Raw genomic sequence first — 21,092 nt, 5'->3', positions numbered from 1 at the left:
CAATCATGTTATCATTACGTCCTTATGAATTTTGGTTTGTGACAGGAAGCCAGCACTTATACGGGGAAGAAGCGTTAAAACAAGTTGAAGAACATTCAAGAACGATCGTCAATGAGTTGAACCGTGATTCGGTGTTTCCGTTCCCACTCGTTTTCAAACCGATCGTCACAACCCCAGAAGAAATTCGCAACATTTGTCTTGAGGCGAATGCGAGCGAACAATGTGCCGGCGTTGTCACATGGATGCATACGTTCTCGCCAGCGAAGATGTGGATTGGCGGCCTTTTGGAGTTGCGAAAACCGTTATTGCATCTTCACACTCAGTTTAACCGTGATATTCCGTGGGACAGCATCGATATGGACTTTATGAACTTAAACCAATCGGCTCACGGTGACCGAGAATACGGATTTATTGGCGCAAGAATGGGAGTTGCCCGGAAAGTCGTCGTTGGTCATTGGGAAGACCCAGAAGTCCGCGAGCGGCTGGCGAAATGGATGCGGACGGCCGTCGCCTTTGCGGAAAGCCGACATCTTAAAGTTGCCCGTTTCGGCGATAACATGCGTGAAGTGGCGGTAACGGAAGGGGACAAAGTGGGAGTGCAAATTCAATTCGGCTGGTCGATCAACGGTTATGGCATTGGGGATTTGGTGCAATCTATTCGCGATGTTTCTGAACAAAGCGTCAACGAACTGCTTGATGAATATGCTGAACTATATGACATTGTACCTGCTGGCCGTCAAGATGGACCGGTTCGTGAGTCGATCCGTGAGCAGGCGCGGATTGAGCTTGGGTTAAAAGCCTTTTTGCAAGACGGGAACTTCACTGCCTTTACGACGACGTTTGAAGATTTGCACGGCATGAAGCAACTTCCAGGACTAGCGGTTCAACGGCTTATGGCAGAGGGATATGGATTTGGCGGCGAAGGCGACTGGAAAACGGCTGCTCTCGTTCGGTTGATGAAAGTCATGGCGGATGGCAAAGGAACATCGTTCATGGAAGACTACACGTACCACTTTGAGCCGGGCAACGAAATGATTCTTGGCGCTCATATGCTCGAAGTATGCCCGACGATCGCGGCAACGCGACCGCGCATCGAAGTTCATCCGCTTTCGATTGGTGGAAAAGAAGATCCAGCCCGTCTCGTGTTTGACGGCGGTGAGGGCGCAGCGGTCAATGCTTCGCTGATTGACTTAGGGCACCGTTTCCGTCTCATTGTCAATGAAGTCGATGCGGTGAAACCGGAATACGACATGCCGAAATTGCCGGTTGCCCGTATTTTATGGAAACCGCGCCCGTCGTTGCGTGATTCAGCTGAAGCATGGATTTTAGCCGGCGGTGCTCATCACACATGCTTCTCGTTTGCCGTCACGGCTGAACAGCTGGAAGACTTTGCGGAAATGACCGGCATTGAATGTGTCGTGATCAATGAACATACTTCCGTCTCGTCATTCAAAAACGAACTGAGGTGGAATGAGGTATTTTGGCGAGGGAGGTAAGGTTAAATAGCACGTAATTCATATAGCGCGAAATCAAGGACACGGGTTGGAAGAAGAGCCCGTGTCTTTGTTTTTTACCAACTAATGTTATGTAAAAAGTTGCTGATCAATAGAGGAAGTAAGCTCTAATGTTTAATAAAAGTAATCAATGTGAGAGAAGTTATATGGACATGTTTTAGCACCATTTTGAGGCGTAAAAAACATTTACTGACTTTTTTAAATTTTTGGTTGAAAAAAATAGACATAATGGTACAATTAAGTTAAAAGTTATACGTACAAAAAATCATACAACCAGAAATGGATATTTATTTGTAAGGTCAAATTGTTTTCGGATCCTTTAAAAAGGATTTGAAATAAACTTCAGAGGAGAGGTGGTTAATTTTAAAAGCGTTTTCAACAATAGCGGCAACATATAGTAAGTAGAAATCATGTCTTCAAGAGAATTGTTGCTGATAGGGGTCATTGATCCGCGTTCGAAATCAGGGGGGGAGGTAAACCGATGAAGAAGTTGTCTTTATTACTACTAGTATTCATTATGGCTGTATCAGCGTTTTTAGCTGGTTGTTCAAGTGACACAAGCAATTCCGGTCAATCAAGTAAAGATACAAATGGTGTTAATAAACTAACATTATGGACATTTGGAGAGCAACATGCTGAGTTTTTTGAGCTTATGGCTGATGAGTGGAATAAAACACACCCTGACAAAAAGATTCAGCTTGAAACTACCACTTATCCGTATGATGACATGCATAACAAACTGCTTTTATCTTTGCAATCCGGAGTAGGAGCGCCGGACATTGTAGATATTGAGATCTCTCGTTTCTCCAACTATTTAAAAGGAAAGCCGCAGTTAGTAGAGTTAAATGATATTATAGACCCCGTGAAAGACAAAACCATTCAATCGAGGTTCGACATCTACTCTAAAGATGGAAAATACTATGGAATTGATTTTCACGTAGGTGCAACCGTCATTTACTATAATAAAGAATTATTGGATAAAGCAGGGGTAAATCCCGATGAAATCGTTACATGGGATGATTTTAAAGAGGCGGGTAAGAAGGTAGTTAGCGCCACAGGGAAGCCTATGATTACAATTGAAACAGACGGTCCATGGACTTACTGGCCTCTAGTTGTACAACAAGGGTCTGATTTTTACGATAAGGATGGGAATGTAATTTTAGATAACGATATCAACATAAAAACATTAACATTTTTAAAACAACTGTTAGATGAAAAAATTGCTATAGCTGCTCCGGGTGGGGATCATCATGCAGAAGAATATTATGGGTTTATGAACAAAGGGGGAGCTGCCTCTGTTGTGATGCCGATGTGGTACATGGTGCGGTTTACGGACTACATGCCGGACTTAAAAGGGAAGATAGTGATTAAACCAATGCCAAAATGGACGGCAGATGGAAAGCGTTCAGCAGGTATGGGCGGTACTGGAACCGCTATCACTAAACAATGTAAGAATGTAGAGCTTGCAAAGGAGTTTTTAGCGTTTGCTAAATTATCTAAGGAAGCCAACATTCAAATTTGGAAAGAGCTTGGGTTCGACCCGATTCGTTGGGATGTTTGGAGTGATCCTGCGTTGAAAGAACCAAACAAATATACAGAATACTTTGGAGATTATATTTTCGATGTTCTTATGAGCATGAAAGATGAGATCGATTCGCCGACAGTTACCGAAAATACTCCAAAAATGAATGAGTTAGTTGTCCAAACTGTGTTGTACAAGGTTTTAAAAGAGAAGAGCATGTCCCCGGAACAAGCTTTGAAAAATGTCGCAAATGAAATGAGAAAGTAATAAGCTATAAATGCTAGTTTAAGAATGTACAAAAGTGATTGGATAAGAATGTACAATTTTGATTTTAACATGCATACTGATTTCGAGGTGAAATGGTGTGCATGTAAATTTGAAAATCACAACAGAGATTGAAATTCATAGTTTATCAGATTTGCCAAAATTTAAAACCCTTATGGAGAGTTTGGGAATGAAAATTAATAAGAGTCAATTAGCACGAGATCTCAATGTAGATAGGAGGACGATTGATAAATATTTGAATGGTCTTATCCCAAAAAAGACACGAAAAAGAGGGTCTAAGATTGATAAATACTACGATGTGATTTCTCAATTGCTTTCAAAAGAATCGAAACAAATTTTTTATTATAAACGGGTTCTTTGGCAGTACTTGAAAGACAATCACGGCTTAGAATGTTCCCAATCAGCCTTTCGGGCCTATATTTCTCGGAAACCAGAGTTTCAAGCATATTTTTCTGAGGGTAAACGGACAAAACCGGTTGGTCAGGTCGTTCGTTATGAAACGGAACCTGGAGAACAAGCGCAATTTGATTGGAAAGAAAATATTCGATACGTAACGAAAGAAGGGGAAATATTAAACGTTAATATAGGGGTATTTCTTCTGTCTCATTCACGATTTCGAACTTTTTTATTAACACTTTCAAAATCGCAGAGTGTGTTGATGTCCTTTTGATGGAGACGTTTGAAAAGATTGGAGGCGTGCCGAAAACCATTGTCTTTGACAATATGAAGACCGTCATGGATGAAGCGAGAACGGAGTATTCGAAAGGGGTGGTCAATGAACGGTTTGATCAATTTGCCAAAGATTGCGGATTTGACATTCATCCGTGTAAAGCCGGTAGGCCTTATACCAAAGGGAAAGTGGAAGCCACGATGAAGCTAATCGATGAAATTCATGCCTATCAAGGTCAATTTTCATATGAGGAACTTCAGAATTTTGTTCAATCCCTTTGTGAACGGATCAATCATAGCTATCATCAAGGAACGGGAAAAATCCCTATCTTAGCCTTTGAACAAGAAAAGAATCTCTTACAACCCCTGCCAAGGAATGAAATAAGAGATTCTTACAAAATCAAACATACACTTGTAAAAGTCAATTCAGCGGGAATGGTTACCTATAAAGGGAATCAATATTCCGTCCCTGCTGAATACAAAGGAAAAACAGTTGGATTACAAGTGTATGATGACCATATTTACGTTTATTATAACATGCATTTGATTACTCAACATAGGATTAGTTCAATAAAACTGAATTATAAACAAGAACATTACATCGAAACCTTGTCGAGGGGATTACCTCATCACCCGGATATTGATGAGCTAGCCAAGAAGAATTTACTTGCGATTCATGAGGTGTATAAAAATGAATAGTAGTTATCAACAATTAATTCAAAACTTAGAGTATCTCAAGTTAAAACAAATGATTTGTCACCTGAATGAAACCATTGATTTTAGTACGAAAAATCAGCTGTCGTTCGTTGATACACTAGTAAAATTAACGAATTATGAAATTGATATGCGTGAAAGAAATATGATTAACTCGATGGTTAAGGTGGGGGCTTTCCCTCACCTAAAGGAATTAAAAGATTTCGATTTTGACTTTCAGCCTTCAATCAATAAACAACAGATTCTAGATTTTACGACATTACGGTTTATTGAAGAGAATGAAAATATTGTTTTTTTAGGTCCAAGTGGCGTTGGAAAAACCCACTTGGCGACTGCGATTGGAATCGCAGCTGCCAAAAAGCGGACAAGTACGTATTTCATTAAATGTCACGAACTGATTTTACAATTGAAGAAAGCGAAAATGGAAAATCGTTTAGACAATCGTTTAAAACATTATGGAAAATACAAGCTATTAATCATTGATGAGATTGGCTATTTGCCGATTGACAGAGAAGATGCAAAATTGTTTTTCCAGTTGATTGATTTACGGTATGAAAAGAAAAGCACGATATTTACTACCAATGCCAATTTTAAGGATTGGGGGGGAGGTATTTCAAGATTCAAAGCTAGCCAATGCCATCCTAGATCGTATTTTACATCACGCGACCGTGATTAATATTGTAGGGGATTCATATCGAATAAAAAATCACTTAGAAAGAGAAAAAGAAAACGAGTAAAAATGTACATTCTTAAACAGTCAAAAGTGTACATGTTTATCTTGACATTTACAGTAATAAGCAAAAGTGGTTTGGATTCTCGAGGGAAGATTCGAGTGACGCCATAGCTTTGAGTCTTCCCTCGCCATTTAATGTTTCCCGGCTTGGGAAGAGTATAACATTGGGAATAAGGGGGGAGTATCGGTGGAAAATAAATTAGACTACTCAGTACAGGCAGTACCCCAGAAACGAAAAGGAAATAGGATTATTTTTTCTCAAAAAGTTGCTCCGTATATTTTTGTATCGCCGTTTATCCTGTCCTTTTTAATATTTTTCCTTTATCCTTCCATTTCGACGATTATAATGAGTTTTCAAGAAGTATTACCTGGTGAAACAAAGTTTATTGGGGTAGAAAATTATAAAAAACTACTCAATCCACATTTTTATGCAGCTTTGCGTAATACAACAATTTACACTATTTGGACACTAATTATTCTAATCCCACTTCCTTTAGTGCTAGCGGTCATATTGAATTCTAAGGCTATACCAGGACGTAATTTTTTTCGCTCTGCCTATTTCATCCCGGCCTTAACTTCTACCATTGTAGTCGGGGTAGTGTTCCGCTTAATCTTTGGAGAGTTGGAATCGGCGCCTGCGAATGCGCTATTGAAATTGCTAGGAATGCCAGCCCAACAGTGGACGATGCATTGGGGAACAGGAATGTTTTTAATGGTATTTTTAGCTTCTTGGAAGTGGCTAGGGGTGAATATTTTGTATTTTCTCTCGGGGTTGCAAAGTATTCCGAAAGAACTCTATGAGTCGGCAGAGATAGACGGAGCTGGGATGTTCAGGAAGTTTTTTTATATTACACTTCCACTTTTAAAACCCGTAGTCATCTATGTGTTAACGATTAGTATTTTTGGCGGGTTCAGAATGTACGAGGAAAGTTTTGTGTTTTGGCAAAATCAGTCTCCTGGTGATATTGGACTTACTTTAGTAGGTTACATTTATCGGGAAGGGTTTATAAATAATGACATGGGATTCGGTTCTGCTATCGGGATCGTGCTTCTGATCATCGTGTTTGTTATTAATATCATTCAGTTGAAGGTTACTGGCGCCTTCAAGAAGGAGGGGTAAGGTTTGACGCAGACGGCCAAAATCCACCCGATCGCAAAGGTGATAGTTGTATTAATACTGTTGTTCTTAGCTATTGTTGCACTTTTTCCGTTTTTTGCCTTATTACTTGCATCCTTTAAGCCATCTACGGAGTTGCTCAGATATGGCTTAAATTTAAAATTACAGGCACATTTGCTGTCATTTAAAAACTATATCTACCTTTTCCAGGAAGGGGCAAAATATCTGGCTTGGTATAAAAATAGTTTGATTATTACCGCTGTGGGAACTGTGTTATCTTTACTCTTTTCTTCTATGGTTGGGTATGCATTGGCAGTGTACGATTTCAAGGGTAGGAATGCAATTTTTATTCTTGTTTTGACTGTAATGATGATTCCTATCGAAATTTTGATGTTACCTTTATACAAATTGATGGTGTCCTTCAAAATGATTAACACATACTGGGGGGTTATTGTCCCCACCATGGTAGCCCCTATTGCTATCTTCTTTTTTAGGCAATACGCATTAGGATTGCCAAAGGAATTGCTTGATGCAGCTAGAATAGATGGATGTTCCGAATTTAGAATTTTTTTCAGCATTATGGTTCCGTTAATGAAGCCTGCGTTTGGAGCGATGGCTATTTTACAGGCAATGGGTTATTGGAATAGCTTTCTATGGCCGACCGTCATTCTGAGAACAGAGGATATGTTCACGTTACCAATCGGCTTATCAGGGTTGTTAACACCTTATGGTAATAACTACGATATTTTAATTTCTGGATCTTTGTTAACGATTCTCCCGATTATTGTATTATTCATGTTTTTCCAACGTTACTTTATTTCTGGTTTAACGGTAGGAGGAGTGAAAGGTTAATAGCAATGATTTAAACCATATGGAAAGGATGTATTAATTATGAGTGTGAAAAGAGCCCAAATGATCATCGAAAAAGACTTCAAAATCGCTGAAATCGACAAACGGATTTATGGCTCTTTTATCGAACATCTCGGCCGCGCGGTATACGGAGGGATTTATGAGCCGGGTCATCCACAAGCGGATGAAAACGGCTTCCGGCAGGATGTCATTGAAATGGTGAAAGAGTTACAAGTACCGATTATCCGTTATCCGGGCGGGAATTTTGTGTCCGGTTACAACTGGGAAGACGGAGTCGGACCGAAAGAAAAGCGGCCGCGGCGTCTTGATTTGGCGTGGAAGTCGGTGGAAACCAATGAAATCGGGTTGAATGAATTTGTTGATTGGGCAAAGATGGTCGGGGCCGAAGTGAATATGGCCGTCAACTTAGGAACGCGCGGCATTGATGCGGCACGCAACTTGGTTGAATACTGCAACCATCCATCGGGCTCGTATTACAGCGATTTGCGCATTTCCCACGGCTATAAAGAGCCGCATAAAATTAAAACATGGTGTCTAGGCAATGAGATGGACGGTCCGTGGCAAATCGGCCATAAGACGGCCGTTGAGTACGGACGAATCGCTTGTGAAGCGGCCAAAGTGATGAAATGGGTGGATCCGACAATTGAACTTGTTGCGTGCGGAAGTTCAGGTAGAAATATGCCAACATTTGCGGAATGGGAAGCGATCGTTCTTGATCATACGTATGAGCATGTCGATTATATTTCCCTCCATCAATACTTTGGAAATCGAGATAATGACACGGCGAATTATTTGGCGATGTCGCTGGAAATGGATGATTTTATCCGTTCGGTTGTGGCCATTGCTGATTATGTGAAGGCGAAAAAACGAAGCAAGAAGACGATTCATCTTTCGTTTGATGAATGGAACGTATGGTATCACTCAAATGAGGCGGATAAGCAAATTGAACCGTGGACCGTCGCGCCGCCTCTGTTGGAGGATATTTATAACTTTGAAGATGCACTTCTTGTCGGCTGCATGCTTATTACGCTCATGAAACATGCCGATCGGGTGAAAATTGCCTGCTTGGCTCAATTAGTGAATGTCATTGCACCAATCATGACGGAAAAGAATGGCCCGGCATGGAAACAAACGATTTACTATCCGTTTATGCATGCCTCTGTTTATGGCAGAGGGGTGGCGCTGCACCCAGTCATTTCAAGCCCGAAATACGACAGCAAAGACTTTACGGATGTGCCGTACTTAGAGTCGATTGCGGTTTACAATGAAGAAAAAGAAGAAGTAACGATTTTCGCCGTCAACCGTGATATGGAAGATTCGTTATTGCTTGAATGCGATGCCCGCAATTTTGAGGATTATCGCGTCATTGAACATATCGTGTTGGAACATGAAAACGTGAAACAAACGAATTCAGCGCAATCTTCTCCGGTTGTTCCGCACCGCAACGGCAATGCCCAGATGTCCGCTGGAAAAGTGTCGGCTACGCTGCCGAAGTTATCGTGGAATGTCATCCGTTTAGGAAAACGATAAGGAAATGAAGGCTGGTCTGAGGGCCAGCCTCTCCCATTGCAAACAGGAAGGAGAGACGAAACATGGAACATAAAGTCCGCTTTGGTATTATGAGTACAGCCGCCATTGCCAAAGACGCTATGATTCCGGCCATTCGCCGGGCGGATCACGCTGAAGTCGTGGCGATCGCCAGCGAAAGCGGGAAAGCCAGCCAAGTGGCACGGGAGCTCGGCATTCCAAAGGCGTATGACAACTACGAACAGCTGCTTGATGATCCGGACATCGACGCAGTGTACATTCCGCTTCCGAACAGCCTGCACGCTGAATGGACGATCAAAGCGGCAAAGAAGAAAAAACATGTGCTTTGCGAAAAACCGGCTGCCTTATGTGAAGAGGATGTCCGACGCATGATCGAGGCGTGCGGGAAAAACGGTGTTTTATTCATGGAAGCATTTATGTACCAGTTTCATCCGCAGCATGAGCGAGTGAAGCAGCTTTTAGCTGCTGGGGAGATTGGCGACATCAAGTATATGCGTGCCCATTTCTCTTTTTACTTGCAAGACCGGGAAACGAATATCCGTATGAACCATGAGCTTGGCGGGGGAAGCTTGTTTGATGTCGGTTGCTATTGCGTGCACTCGACAAGACACATCCTTGACGCCGAACCAATCGAATTATTCGTTCAATCCTATTTTGATCCGCACCGTTCGGTCGATTTAACGACGAATAGTTGGATGAGGATGGAAAACGGTGTTCTCGCCCAGTTCACGTGCAGTTTTGATATGTTTCCACAAAATGAATATGAAGTGGTTGGCACAAAGGGAAAAATCGTTGTCTCGCGGGCGTACCGTCCAGATGTCAATGAAGGTGAGGGGCGGATTACGGTTGTGACTGACGATGGAAATATAAGAGAAGAAACAGTGCCAGGTGATCAATACACGTTGCAAATCGAACACTTTTCGCGCGGCATTCTTGAAGGTTTACCGCTGTTGTATTCGTCGGAACAAATGATCAAACAGGCGCGGGCGCTTGACGCTTGCCGCACATCGATGGAGACAGGAAATATTGTACGGTTATAAGGGAGCAAAGTTCACAGAGATATTACATACTTACATACGAAGGCAAAGAAGAGGGGGATGCCGGTGACGGATGAAATTGAAGGTGTGTTGATTGATTTGGACGGGACGATATGGAAAGGGAATCAGCTGATTCCGCATGCGGATGAGGCGATCGCCCACCTCCGCTCTCTTGGAAAACGCATCGTGTTCGTCAGCAATCGCGGCAATTGGTCACGGCGCATGTGCTATGAACAGCTCACACGATTCGGGATGGCCGTAACAGAAGAGGAGATTATTTTATCCTCAACGGTCACAGCACAATTTTTGCGCGAACACTATCCGCTCTGTCAAGTTTGGACGCTGGGGGATAAGGGGCTGCGCGAAGAGTTGCGCCTTCACCAAGTTCGATTGGCAGCCGTGCCGGAGGAAGCGGACTTTCTTGTTATTACACTGCATGAGACAATGACATATCAAGACTTGAATTTAGCGTTTCGCGCTGTTTCTCATGGAGCGCGTATCATGGCGACCAACATTGATAAAACGTTCCCTAATGAACATGGGAATGCCATTGATGTAGCGGGGATGGTCGGGGCGATTGAAGCGGCGACGGGGCGAAAGGTGGAATTCGTATTTGGAAAGCCAACCTGCTTTATGGCTGAAGCGGCCTTACGTCAGTTACAAGTGCCGCCTAACCGTTGTCTTATCATTGGTGACAGTGTGGAGTCAGATATTCGCATGGGGCGGATGCATGGGATGAGAACCGCTCTCGTGTTGACCGGTAATACAAAGCCGAGTCAGCTTGACGCATTGAGAGCCAAGGAACGGCCCGATTATGTGTTGGACTCGATTGGCGACATCATCCGCTTAGGGAAGGAGATCATGCAATGAATCAAACATTGGACAACATCGTTTCATTAGCCAAGCAATGTCAGTGCGGGCATCATCATTATGATATTTCGATTGAACAAATCGTCGTAAGCCATGAGGCGTTTAACCAGTTGGCCGCTTATTTGCGATACAAACAGTATAAGAAAGTCGTTGTGGTGGCTGACAATCGCACGTTTACGGCGGCAGGGCGATCATTGTGCGACAAACTGAAAAACGAATCGGTTCTCTATACAGTGTGCCTTATTCAGTCAGATGAAAATGAAGATGTCATCGCCGATGAGCGTGCGATCATGCAAGTGCTGCTAGAAACGCCGAATGATGTCGATGCTTTCATTGCCGTAGGAGCGGGAACGGTTCATGACATTACTCGTTTTAGTAGTTACAAAATGAAAGTTCCGTTCATTTCGGTTCCTACTGCTCCATCGGTCGATGGATTTACGTCCATGGGCGCTCCGCTCATCATTCGCGGGGTGAAAAAGACCATTCAAGCACAGGCGCCGATTGCTGTGTTTGCCGATACGGATGTGTTATGCCAAGCACCTAAAGCGATGATCGCTGCTGGATTCGGTGACATGGTGGCAAAGTATACGTCATTGGCCGACTGGCAGTTTGCCCATTGGATGGCGAACGAGCCGTATTGCCCGCTTGTTTATCAGCTGACGATACAGTCGCTGAACGCTTGTGTCGACCATATGGAGGATATTGCTGCGGGGAATGAAAAGGGGATTCATGTATTAATGGATGCGCTTCTTCAGTCGGGCATCGCCATGTTACTCATGGGTCAATCGTACTCCGCTTCCGGTGCCGAGCATCATCTTTCTCACTATTGGGAAATGGAATTTTTACGTCAGAATAAACGGCAGGTGCTCCATGGAGCAAAAGTGGGGGTATCGACTCCGATTATTGTGGAGCACTACCAACGTGTCTTTTGGCCTTTGTTGAGCGAATTAAAGCAACGCCCAAAGTCAATGGACGAAACCATATGGGAACGGCTCAAAACCTATACGGATTCTATTCAGGAGCTGCTTGAATCGTTGCCCTCCCCAGAGCGTATTCGGGCAATGGTAGAGAAAGTAGGCGGGGCGGTTGCTCCACAACAGCTCGGTATCGATCCATTGTTAGTAGAGCGTAGTTTGAAGGAAGCCCATCGGTTGCGTCTGAATCGTTTCACGATGCTCTATTGTTTAAACGAATGTATGTTGATGGAAGGGTAGCGTCAAAGGTTTTATGAAAACTCTACACATACTATCCCCTTGAGCATCTTAGGGATGCCTAAGGCCGGATTCACCCTTGACCAACACTTGCCAAAGGAGCGAAAGAGTCGCTAAGGGAGATGGGGACAAAAAAGAAGACAATCGAAAAGCCACTCTTGCCCTTACCGAATGTTGCTTTTGGCGGTGTTCGGTTGGTCAAGGGTTCCCGACTCCATCAGGTTTTCTCTTCAGTAGGTTCTGGAGGACAAAAAAAGTTAGGCTGCCTTGTTTCGAAGAGAGTTCTGAGCCAAGGCGATAAGCTTTGTCTAGCGGGTCGGCATATGTGGAAGATCAGTCAGTTCCAGGATGACGACCGGTACCTAGACTTCGAGCGCGCCGTGTTGGGCGCAGAAAGTTGAAGTACGCCGCAAACAGCGTCACAAAGGACACTGGAGCCTTCTTCCGTACAACTCCATGAGTCGGGCGGTAGTTGTCTTTAAAGGTCTGTTTGAATCGCTCAATGATTGGCTTGAGAGGGCGAAACTCTTCTAACACCGGATCCTCATTGGTCAGCCCGATCACTTGGTGGACATGGAACGAGATCCCATGCTGGGCGAATAATTGCTGCGCCAGACAGTAAATGAGATTGCCATCCACGACGAACGACAAGTCGCTGGGAAGGGACGGCAGCTTCTGCAGGACATCATCCATGGCCTTGATAGCCGAGAGCGTGTCTCGGCTGGGTGGAGATGCGATACGACAGTCCGATCTTTTTCACCGTGTCGAATATAAAGAACAGGTCATGCCAACGGCATTTCACACGAATATGCGTCTCGTCCCCACAGAACGAAGCGACCTGTTCATACGGGAACCGGTCACAAAGGACTTGATTCAAAGTGCGGCGTTGTTGGCATAGTTAAGCACCGTCTAATTCGAGATCGACCTTGCCATGGATCTCCTTCATGGCGGCTGCCGTCATGTGGGAGGACATCCTCGAAGTTGATATGATACGTCAGCCTGAGTCCTAACATGTGCGGTGACACAGCCATCCGGGACAAATCGACCTTCGGATTGATGGGCGGCAAGGAAGTCAGTGGGAGAAAGTCAAACAAGAATTCTCGAAACCAATATCCCACATTGAAGGATTGTGGATCTTGGAGAAAACATCGGTGTTTCTTGTTCGTCATCCGTCGAAGGTTGGCCTGGTAAAACGGGCAATCTTTACATTCCTTGATTTTTTTCAACGTCTTTTTGCAGTGCGGGCAACGAAAGACCACTTGCTTGGTGAACCGATTTCGGTGGTTGAACCGGCACTGGCACACTTTGCATGGTTTTTGCCCTTTTCTACCATTGATGGTGTACAGGTAGGAGGAGGGAGCCTGGCAGCGATGGCAGATCAGTGAATCAGGAACACCGTGTTTCGCCTTCGGGCGACGTTGAATGGGCTACAAAGGACGGCTGTGCTGCGCCTCGTAGTCTGTTAGAAGCTTTCGAAAGTCGATCGTTTTCGGCACATCGATGATCGGAAGGTCATCGACCTGAAGTTTCCGGTACGGCTTTTGGACGGGTTCGTCCAAGTCCTCAAGATTCAAGGATTTTCCAAATATCATACCCATTAAGTATACAATGATTTGATATTGGGTCTTGATTATTTCGAGCAAATAGGCTAATCATTGAGGTAACAAGCTTGTCACTCCTTTGTTTTGGCTGTTGAGTATGTGGCTACCTCAATGATGGCCGAAAAAATAGGGATCGAGAACTTTTTTCTTTCAATCGTTAAAACTCAAGGAAAAAATGTTAGTGTGGAGGATAAACGTTTGACAGTACCGATGGCGGTGAGGGGAGAATCACCGTTGTGACCGATGACGGAAATGTAAGGGAAGGCGATCAATACGCGCTGCAAATCGAGCACTTCTCGCGCGGTATTCTTGGAGGCACACTGCTGTTGTATTCTCCAGAGCGCATGATCAAACAAGCGCAGGTGTTAGATGCTTGGCGTACATCGATGAAGACGGGAACGATCGTAAGGAGTTAAGTCCATATAATTGTGTAAAAAGGGAAATAGAAAAAGAGCCATGTTGCTTCCCCTTTGGTAGAATAAACAGTGGACCAAAAACACCAAACATAAGGAGGAATGCAACCATGGCTCAATATCATATTACCCTAAATGATGAACTTTTGCACGGGTTATTCACCAGAGATGAGGGATTAGCTAAGCTATTGGAACAAGTCCTCAATCAAATCCTCGAGGCACAAGTAGAAGAACAGCTGGGAGCTCGCCGTTATGAACGAACGGAAGAACGAAAAGGCTATCGAAACGGTTCGTATCCACGCCAGCTGACGACCCGGGTAGGACGGTTGACCTTGCGCGTTCCACGGACAAGAGATGGGGAGTTCTCTACGGAACTGTTCCAACGGTATCAACGGAGCGAACAAGCACTGGTACTGGCACTAATGGAAATGGTGGTAAACGGGGTGTCTACCCGAAAAATCACTCAAATCACGGAGGAATTATGCGGCACTTCGTTTTCCAAGTCCACGGTCTCCTCACTGTGCAAGGGACTGGATCCGATTATTCAAGACTGGAATTATCGTTCCCTTCATGAACACGTGTATCCGTTTGTGCTAGTAGATGCTATTTATACGAAAGTCCGGGAGGATGGACGAGTACGCTCCAGAGCCGTGTTGATCGCTACAGGAGTGAATGAGGAAGGATATCGAGAAATTCTTGGCCTGCAAATCGGAAACAGTGAATCGGAGTCCAGCTGGAGCGAGTTCTTCGGATGGCTGAAAGACCGGGGACTCCGGGGAGTGGACTTGATCATCTCGGATCAGCACGGTGGGCTGGTGCAAGCCATTGAAAAGCATTTCCAAGGCGCTACATGGCAACGATGCCAGACACATTTTATTCGCAATATCCTCGATGCCGCACCAAAGTATATGCAGGATGCCTTGCTCGAGGAGATTCGTGGGATTCTTCATGCTCCAAATAAGCAAACGGCCCGGCTGTTATTGGAACAAGTGCTGGCCAAATGGGAAGAAAAAGCCCCAAAAGCCATGCAAATCCTCGAAGAGGGATTCGAAGACGCCACCGCCGTATTGGACTATCCGGACCGTTACCGGCGGCGCCTGCGCACGACCAACGGGGTGGAACGGCTGAACGAGGAAATCCGCCGCAGAGAACGGGTCATCCGCATCTTTCCGAACCGGGAATCGGTGTATCGCCTCGTTGGTGCCGTGTTGATCGAAATCGATGAAAAATGGATGTCAGGGCGCAAATACTTGGATATGGCTGAATATTGGCAGTGGCGGAAAACGAAAGAGCAAGGAGTCCGATCGGTGAATCAGGAGGCTCCGGCGATCAAGAGAGTGGGATAACCTCTACGCCGTGTCAAGGAGAACGTGGAATACCGGAGCGAAGCGAGGATATGCCGCGAAAGCTCCTTGACACGCCTGTTCCTTGACAACATGATCATTTGTCCGGGAAGGCGACCGGCAGGGAGACTTTCCGGTCTTACCTACCATACGTCAAGTCATCAGGTCCATGTTGTCTATCAAAGGGGAATTTACACAATAATTTGGACTTGACCTCGTAAGGTTATAAGGAAAGAAGCACCCTTTACGTATGAGAAGTGGTGTAGAACAGGATTAACGAAAACTGAGGGCAAAAATGTAATCGCTGGTTGAGTAGATCGGTGAGTGTATCTCAACCAGCGTTTTTTTATTGGTTAATAATGAATTTAAATGTAATCTTTGTTTAGGTTATATACAAACTATTTAAAAACTACTATACTGTTTAGTTAGAAGAGTCTGTTCTCTTTAATTATTCAGGCAAAAGTAAGGTATAACCAAAACGGAAAGATACTCGACTCGTGAGCGTGGAATTATTAGCAACCAATCTAACATAAGCATAGTTTAAGCAACTAGCTTTCTGATGAAGTGATGCATTTTTGTTTTATAACTCTTTTCCGTAGTGTTGGAGGATGTCACAGTTATACATTGAATGCTTGGATGGTACAGGTGCGGTTGAGAAATTAACATTTCAACGTACGTTGTGTTAATCATAACTTGTAGGACGGCAATTTTACTATAGAAAGGTACGTAACGTTATGGTAGATCGTATAAAAAAATGGAACACGCTGCGGAATCAAATATTAGTTATATTCTTATTTGTTATGATCATCGTACTGTCTATAGTCAGTATCATTACCCTCAGACAAGTATCTTTACTTATCAAGAATAATGCGGAAGATCAAATCAGGCAGACAGCTGTCGAGGCGAGCGGGAGGATTGATTCACTGTTTGAACAGTTAAATACGGCAACAAAATCTATTATGACGAATCACGAAGTTCAAAAACTATTTGAACGAATGTATTTAGGGAAGAGCGTAACGTTTGCGGAGTTACAGGGACTAAAAAGCATTGTAAATAATATTCAGGCGAACTCTGAAGGAGTTTATTCAGTTGAATTATATACTACAGATTTAAAGCAGATTTTTCCGCTGAACGACTCAACTAAAATGTTTCAGCGTATCAATGTAAAATGGATCCATGAAGCCGAACAAGCGAAAGGTAAGTTGGTTTGGATAGGAGAAGATCCGAAAAATGACGATTTTTATTTGGCGATTAGACGAATATCCTTGATCGAGCATAATTTTGAGAATGGCGGCTATTTATTGGTCCGGATTAATAAACCATATTTTTCAATTACCGAAGTAAATACGCAACAATATTTATTTGTATTGGATCATGAGTGGAATCCGATTTTTTCTAACTTTTCAAAATCAATCGATGTTCTTTCTTTGAAACATCAGTCAACTACAAAGATTAATCAGATTGAATATATGGTGACGAAGCAATCCTCTACTAAAGGATTTACCGTTGTTATATTAACTCCTGTTAGTGCTCTTACAAAGGGAATGGATGGCATCCGTCTGGGAATTATTTTTGCCGGTATCATTGGGATAGTGATTTACTTCTTATGTTCTTTATTTCTTTCCAATATGATTACAAAGCCGATTGTCAACTTGACAAAAACGATGCGACTTGCTAATGAGGGATTATTAACTATTGATCCGGAAACGATCACTGTTAATGAAATAAGAGAACTGAATAGCACATACAACCAATTGGTGAGGGAAACGAACCATCTGATTAAAACGGTATACCAAAAAGAAATTATTCGTAGCCAAAGTGAGTTAAAAGCGTTGCAGGCACAGATTAATCCTCATTTTCTATATAATACTTTGGAATCGTTGCGTTGGTCCTTAGAAGAAAAGGGGGAAGAAGACTTAGCTGATGTGGTCGTTTCGATGTCGGATTTATTTCGTTATACTATCAGTAGAAATTCAAACGACGATTGGGTCACGTTGAAAGAAGAGTTTGATCATATTGGGAATTACATAGAAATTATAAAATTTCGGTTTGGTGACCGCATAAAGTGGTGTTTGCTGTTACCGGAGGCGCTAGAGCATGTAAAAATCCCTAAGCTTTTAATTCAACCATTGGTTGAGAACGCGGTCGTACATGGTTCGGAAAATCAATTAGCTTCTTGTACCATTACGGTAGCGGCCGAGCTAGCTTCAGATAGTTATATACAGATCGTTGTGGAGGATGACGGGGTCGGGATGGACGAGGAAAGACTGCAGGCTGTCAAACAGGCAATGGATACTGGTGATATTATTTCAAAAAGTGGGAAGGGAATGGCTTTGCATAATGTCAAAAAACGCTTGCAGCTTTACTATAATGAGGAAATAAGTGATAGTATAACAATTTGCAGCCATAAAAACAAAGGAACGAAGATAACGCTGAAAATTCCTGTTAACGGAGGTGAAACGTAATGTACGATAAGACGATCTTAGTCGTAGATGATGAACCAAGAGCGAGAGAGGGGATTAAAAGGGCGTTGGAAAAGTGGGCCTCTGGCAAACATAGAATTATGACAGCCTCCAATGGGAAGGAGGCATTAACGATTTTACAACAAGAAAAGGTACATGTATTATTGACGGATATTCGAATGCCAGAGATCACGGGTCTTGAAGTGTTGGAAAGGATGAATGAAGAAGAAGTTTCTCCCGTTGTGATTATCATCTCCGCCTATCCTGATTTTGATTATGCGCAAAAAGCCATCGGCCTTGGTGTATTGAATTATTTATTGAAGCCCATTAAAAAAAGTGAGTTGATCGATGCGATTGAAAAAGCCATACATGTTTCTAATAAGAAAGAGAGAGAAAGGGTCATCGAAAAAGTGATTGATGATAAATTGATAAACGCTTTTGATCAAAGTAGCCAAACACGTGAGCCAGTCCGGGAAGCCATTCAGTTTATTGATCACCATCTAAAGCAGGACTTATCGTTAAAAGATGTAGCAGAACATGTCCATTTGAACCCAAGTTATTTTAGCACGCTGTTTAAAGAACAAATGAAACTGACATTTAGTGAATATCTTACAAGAAGGAGAATGCAGCGAGCGAAAGAATTGTTGATTACGACAAGAATGACTGTGTCGGAAATTGCTGAAGAATGCGGATACAAAACAACTAAATACTTCATTCGGTTATTTAAAGAAATGGAAGGAGAGACGCCGAATAGCTACCGAAAACGGCAAAATAAAGGGGTTTCAATTATCTGAAAATAATGGTACTTTCCCTAATCGTTGTTACCTTTTTTGCCTCCTGTTGCAATGGTACACTGTATTCGTAAGCAAGTTTATTAATTTTAAATAACAAAAAGGGGGGGCAAAATTAGTGAAAAAGAAAGCGTTAACATTGTTGGTTTTATTTACGCTTATGATCGGTTTTGCATTGTCTGGCTGCTCTTCGTCGAGTGAATCGGCAAGCGGGGACAAATCGGGAGACGGGAAAATCCATCTCAAGTTTATGCATGATTGGCCGAAAGGAAGTTCGACAGCTTACTATAATCTCGTCGAAGAAATTATTAAAGACTATGAAGCGAAAAATCCAAATGTTGTGATCGATGTGGAAGTGTTAAATCCTGATCAATATCGGGATAAATTAAAAGTGTTGGCTGCTTCGAATGAATTGCCTGATGTGGGGTTGACGTGGTCCAACGGTTTTGCTGAACCGTATGCAACGGGAGGACAGTTTGCCCCGTTAGATGATATTATAGAAAAAGAATTTAAAGACCAGTTTGTACCTGGTACAGCAGAATCGTATTCGTTTAATGGAAAATTTTATGCGCTGCCAATGGAAATGAACATTACTTATATTTTCTACAATAAAGAGATTTTCAAAAAATATGGTCTCCAAGAACCGAAAAACTTTGAAGATTTGAAAAATATCGGAAAAACGTTAGCTAAAAATGGTATCATCCCAGCAACGGTTGGTTCGAAGGACGGATGGCCGGCATCAATGTGGTTTATGTACCTCGCTGACCGGATTGGTGGCCCGACGATTTTGACGGACGTCATTCATGGGAAAGTAAAAATGTCTGATCCAGCCATTGTAAAAGCGGCGAAAGAAATTCAAAATCTTGTCGATATGGGATTCTTCGTGAAAGGAAATACTGCCTTCTCGAATGACGATGCCAAGGGTTATTTCCTAAACGAAAAAGCGGCAATGTTCTTAACGGCTACATGGGAATTGCCGAACTTTACGACAAGCCCAGATGTTCCAAAAGAATTTAAAGAAAAAGTCGGTTATTTTAAATTCCCGCTGTACGAAGGCGGAAAAGGAACAGATGTGAACAGCTATGTCGGCGGCCCAGGGTTAGGAGCGTTTGTTGCAGAAAATTCGAAACATAAAGAACAAGCCAAAGATTTCGCTGCGTTTCTTGTAAAAGAATGGGGCAAACGTTCGGTTGAAGGGGCAGGCATTCTTCCGGCTACGAAAGTCAATACGGAAGGATTAGACGTGCCAGAAATGTATCTTGATGTCTTAAATGATATTAACAACGCAACAAATATCACGACTTGGTTTGACACTCAAGCAAGCCCGAATGTGTCCGAATTGCACCACGATTTGATGACGGCTCTGTTTGGTAAACAAGTAACACCGGAGGAATTTGCAAAGCAACATGATGAAGCGCTCGCTGAGGAAGCAAAGAAATAAAGTGAACAAGAATTTTGGGGGCATGGGTGGCAACATATGCCCCCTCATTTGTAAACCGAGAAGGGGTTATTGGCGATGAAAAATGTTATGTCCAATAAAACAGCGATTGTTCTTTATGTCCTACCGTCGCTTCTTCTTGTCTTGTTTTTAATTTATATCCCGATTGTATTAACGGGATATTATGGCTTGATGGATTGGAGCGGGGTAGGCCAGATGAAGTTTATTGGCTTGGAAAATTACAAAAAACTGATTCATGACAAGCTGTTTTGGGAAAGCACTTGGCACTCCGTCCTGTTGGCGATATTTTCTGTCCTGAGCTTAGTTGGCTATTTGATTGTATCATTAGTATTGGCGAGCAAGATTAAGGGAGCTAATCTATTTAGAAAAATTTACATTATCCCAATGCTGATGTCGTCTGTCGCTATTGCTCAGCTCTGGATCAAAATTTTTGATCCCATGAACGGACTGATTAACAGCTTGTTGTCTATGTTTGGAATAAAGGATACTCCACTTTGGTTAGCAGATCCTGATATGGCGTTATATGCGATCTTTGTTCCCATTGTCTGGCAATATGCCGGGTTTTATATCATTATTATTTATGCAGCATTAATCAATGTTCCTCAAGAGCTTATTGAGGCAGCAAGAATTGACGGAGCAAATGCATTTCAAATTGCCTATAAAATTAAAGTACCCCTTATTTCGGGAGTACTGAAAGTGCTAACTATTCTCGCTGTTGTTGGTTCCTTGAAATATTTCGACCTCATTTATGTCATGACGGGGGGCGGGCCCGGCCATGCTACAGAAGTGATTGCTTCCTATATGTACAAAGAGGCGTTTGGAAAATTTAATTTCGGATATGGGAGTGCGATTGGCTTTGGACTATTGATCATTAGTATGGGAACAACATGGATGATTCAAAAAATGCTAAGAACAAATAAAGAGTAAAAGGGG

Annotated in this window: 15 protein-coding genes and 3 pseudogenes; 17 read left to right on the top strand and 1 reads right to left on the bottom strand. The window is 42.9% G+C overall.

Annotation, left to right across the window (positions count from 1 at the left end; translation table 11 throughout):
• Positions 1-5 precede the first annotated feature (5 nt).
• The 10 genes and pseudogenes from araA (at position 6) to IC804_RS01330 (ending at position 12,093) form a co-directional block, all read left to right on the top strand.
• Positions 6-1,496, top strand: coding sequence for an L-arabinose isomerase (gene araA / locus IC804_RS01375; protein WP_081157485.1), 1,491 nt, complete (start codon positions 6-8; stop codon positions 1,494-1,496).
• Between the two features lie 499 nt (positions 1,497-1,995).
• Entirely contained in the window at positions 1,996-3,303 is a 1,308-nt protein-coding gene (locus IC804_RS01370; protein ID WP_190300648.1) for an ABC transporter substrate-binding protein, read from the top strand.
• A 97-nt stretch (positions 3,304-3,400) separates the two neighbouring features.
• Positions 3,401-4,689: pseudogene (gene istA, locus IC804_RS01365) on the top strand (IS21 family transposase).
• Positions 4,682-5,441, top strand: a pseudogene (gene istB, locus IC804_RS01360) (IS21-like element helper ATPase IstB). The pseudogenes istA and istB overlap by 8 nt, the downstream one beginning before the upstream one ends.
• A 183-nt stretch (positions 5,442-5,624) precedes the next feature.
• Positions 5,625-6,557: a carbohydrate ABC transporter permease gene (locus tag IC804_RS01355; RefSeq protein ID WP_099232738.1), complete on the top strand. Its 933-nt coding sequence runs from the start codon at positions 5,625-5,627 to the stop codon at positions 6,555-6,557.
• A gap of 3 nt (positions 6,558-6,560) precedes the next feature.
• Entirely contained in the window at positions 6,561-7,406 is an 846-nt protein-coding gene (locus tag IC804_RS01350; RefSeq protein ID WP_008880047.1) for a carbohydrate ABC transporter permease, read from the top strand.
• A 39-nt stretch (positions 7,407-7,445) separates the two neighbouring features.
• A complete protein-coding gene (locus IC804_RS01345; RefSeq protein ID WP_081157615.1) occupies positions 7,446-8,954 on the top strand; it encodes an arabinosylfuranosidase ArfA in 1,509 nt (502 codons plus the stop codon).
• 62 nt (positions 8,955-9,016) lie between these two features.
• A complete protein-coding gene (locus tag IC804_RS01340) occupies positions 9,017-10,012 on the top strand; it encodes a Gfo/Idh/MocA family protein (protein ID WP_081157616.1) in 996 nt (331 codons plus the stop codon).
• A gap of 57 nt (positions 10,013-10,069) precedes the next feature.
• A complete protein-coding gene (locus IC804_RS01335; RefSeq protein WP_011887519.1) occupies positions 10,070-10,879 on the top strand; it encodes an HAD-IIA family hydrolase in 810 nt (269 codons plus the stop codon).
• Complete coding sequence (locus IC804_RS01330) at positions 10,876-12,093, top strand: sn-glycerol-1-phosphate dehydrogenase (RefSeq protein ID WP_081157617.1); 1,218 nt, start codon at positions 10,876-10,878, stop codon at positions 12,091-12,093. Before IC804_RS01335 ends, IC804_RS01330 begins: the two co-directional genes overlap by 4 nt.
• Before the next feature lie 330 nt (positions 12,094-12,423).
• Here IC804_RS01330 and IC804_RS18975 read toward each other — a convergent pair whose 3' ends face one another.
• Entirely contained in the window at positions 12,424-12,783 is a 360-nt protein-coding gene (locus tag IC804_RS18975; protein ID WP_311088111.1) for a hypothetical protein, read from the bottom strand.
• A gap of 443 nt (positions 12,784-13,226) precedes the next feature.
• On the opposite strand from IC804_RS18975, the gene IC804_RS18970 reads away from it, so the two are divergent.
• The 7 genes and pseudogenes from IC804_RS18970 (at position 13,227) to IC804_RS01295 (ending at position 21,086) form a co-directional block, all read left to right on the top strand.
• Positions 13,227-13,475 carry a hypothetical protein gene (locus IC804_RS18970; RefSeq protein WP_311088110.1) on the top strand — a complete coding sequence of 83 codons (249 nt, stop codon included), beginning with the start codon at positions 13,227-13,229 and terminating at the stop codon, positions 13,473-13,475.
• 425 nt (positions 13,476-13,900) lie between these two features.
• A pseudogene (locus IC804_RS01320) lies at positions 13,901-14,107 on the top strand (gfo/Idh/MocA family oxidoreductase); the annotation flags it as partial.
• 107 nt (positions 14,108-14,214) lie between these two features.
• Positions 14,215-15,450, top strand: coding sequence for an IS256 family transposase (locus IC804_RS01315; RefSeq protein WP_031406929.1), 1,236 nt, complete (start codon positions 14,215-14,217; stop codon positions 15,448-15,450).
• Between the two features lie 731 nt (positions 15,451-16,181).
• On the top strand, positions 16,182-17,912 hold the full coding sequence (locus IC804_RS01310) for a sensor histidine kinase (RefSeq protein ID WP_190300647.1): 1,731 nt from the start codon (positions 16,182-16,184) through the stop codon (positions 17,910-17,912).
• Positions 17,912-18,703, top strand: a complete 792-nt coding sequence (locus IC804_RS01305) for a response regulator transcription factor (protein WP_008880056.1) — start codon at positions 17,912-17,914, stop codon at positions 18,701-18,703. Before IC804_RS01310 ends, IC804_RS01305 begins: the two co-directional genes overlap by 1 nt.
• Before the next feature lie 115 nt (positions 18,704-18,818).
• The gene (locus IC804_RS01300) at positions 18,819-20,141 is read left to right on the top strand and encodes an extracellular solute-binding protein (RefSeq protein WP_008880057.1); all 1,323 of its coding nucleotides are present in this window, start codon (positions 18,819-18,821) and stop codon (positions 20,139-20,141) included.
• A gap of 75 nt (positions 20,142-20,216) precedes the next feature.
• The gene (locus IC804_RS01295; RefSeq protein ID WP_008880058.1) at positions 20,217-21,086 is read left to right on the top strand and encodes a carbohydrate ABC transporter permease; all 870 of its coding nucleotides are present in this window, start codon (positions 20,217-20,219) and stop codon (positions 21,084-21,086) included.
• Positions 21,087-21,092: the final 6 nt, after the last annotated feature.

This window comes from Geobacillus sp. 47C-IIb, assembly GCF_014679705.1.
Taxonomy (GTDB): Bacteria; Bacillota; Bacilli; order Bacillales; family Anoxybacillaceae; genus Geobacillus; species Geobacillus thermodenitrificans.
The sequence above is the reverse complement of the archived record's forward strand: the minus strand, read 5'-3'. Positions and strand labels throughout refer to the sequence as shown.

What these genes read in the sequence shown, in the direction of transcription:
- araA (WP_081157485.1), top strand. Translation starts at nt 6, where the DNA reads ATGTTATCATTACGTCCTTATGAATTTTGGTTTGTGACAGGAAGCCAG.
- IC804_RS01370 (WP_190300648.1), top strand. Translation starts at nt 1,996, where the DNA reads ATGAAGAAGTTGTCTTTATTACTACTAGTATTCATTATGGCTGTATCA.
- IC804_RS01345 (WP_081157615.1), top strand. Translation starts at nt 7,446, where the DNA reads ATGAGTGTGAAAAGAGCCCAAATGATCATCGAAAAAGACTTCAAAATC.
- IC804_RS01340 (WP_081157616.1), top strand. Translation starts at nt 9,017, where the DNA reads ATGGAACATAAAGTCCGCTTTGGTATTATGAGTACAGCCGCCATTGCC.
- IC804_RS01335 (WP_011887519.1), top strand. Translation starts at nt 10,070, where the DNA reads ATGCCGGTGACGGATGAAATTGAAGGTGTGTTGATTGATTTGGACGGG.
- IC804_RS01330 (WP_081157617.1), top strand. Translation starts at nt 10,876, where the DNA reads ATGAATCAAACATTGGACAACATCGTTTCATTAGCCAAGCAATGTCAG.
- IC804_RS18975 (WP_311088111.1), bottom strand. Translation starts at nt 12,783, where the DNA reads ATGGATGATGTCCTGCAGAAGCTGCCGTCCCTTCCCAGCGACTTGTCG.
- IC804_RS01315 (WP_031406929.1), top strand. Translation starts at nt 14,215, where the DNA reads ATGGCTCAATATCATATTACCCTAAATGATGAACTTTTGCACGGGTTA.
- IC804_RS01310 (WP_190300647.1), top strand. Translation starts at nt 16,182, where the DNA reads ATGGTAGATCGTATAAAAAAATGGAACACGCTGCGGAATCAAATATTA.
- IC804_RS01305 (WP_008880056.1), top strand. Translation starts at nt 17,912, where the DNA reads ATGTACGATAAGACGATCTTAGTCGTAGATGATGAACCAAGAGCGAGA.
- IC804_RS01295 (WP_008880058.1), top strand. Translation starts at nt 20,217, where the DNA reads ATGAAAAATGTTATGTCCAATAAAACAGCGATTGTTCTTTATGTCCTA.